General features: G+C 30.7%; 2 protein-coding genes. Both read right to left on the bottom strand.

The annotated features are described in order from the left end of the window. Nucleotides 1-206, bottom strand: a 206-nt coding sequence (locus CLPUN_RS29620; RefSeq protein ID WP_423237293.1) for a transposase, incomplete at its 3' end; no start/stop codon positions are given. 7 nt (nt 207-213) lie between these two features. Next, nucleotides 214-719, bottom strand: a 506-nt coding sequence (locus CLPUN_RS11065) for a helix-turn-helix domain-containing protein (RefSeq protein ID WP_143329032.1), incomplete at its 5' end; no start/stop codon positions are given.

Raw genomic sequence — 719 nt, 5'->3', positions numbered from 1 at the left:
AACTCAAGGAATACCACAGCATCATATTTTTCGTGTTCTTCACAATATACATGACCGCTTTCGTAATCTAGTATTCCTATTAATTTTACACCTGCATTCTTTCCGTAAGTGGGTATTTTTCGCTGCTGTCCTTTTATAAACCAGGTCTTTTGAATAGCTTGATAATCTCTTATCATTGATTCATCTTGAAATAATATTGTATTCACTAAGCCATCAAGGTGTTTTTTTTAGATTTTCAAAATCCTTCTTGAAAGTTTCTTGTTTTTCTTTATCAGCCTTTTTTAAAACATATGTTGGTCTTGTATAACTCAAATTTAATCTGTGAAGAATAACTGCCATACTACTATGTTTTATAGTAATATTAAAGTTGACTATGACCCATTGACGTATTAATTCAATAGTCCAATTTTTTCTACACTCAAAGCCCACTTCGTCAGGCGTATTATTTGTTATTACAGATATAAGTTTTTGTTCTTGCTCATTACTTAATTTTCTAGGGGCACCAGGTGCTTTCTTCATCGCAAGACCGTCTAATCCTTTGGTTTTATATTTTTTGATATAACTACCAACAGCATGTTCTTCTAAACCTTCCATTTCTGCAATTGTCTTATTTTTAAAACCTTGAAAGTGCTTTAAAACAACAGAATATCGTTTATACATTCGTACATTTTTAGTCTTTTTCATTGCTGATTCTAGTTCTAATATTGCATTTTGATTAT

The organism is Clostridium puniceum, from assembly GCF_002006345.1.
Taxonomy (GTDB): domain Bacteria; phylum Bacillota; class Clostridia; order Clostridiales; family Clostridiaceae; genus Clostridium; species Clostridium puniceum.
Note: the sequence above shows the minus strand (reverse complement) of the source record. Positions and strands in the feature narration are given on the sequence as shown.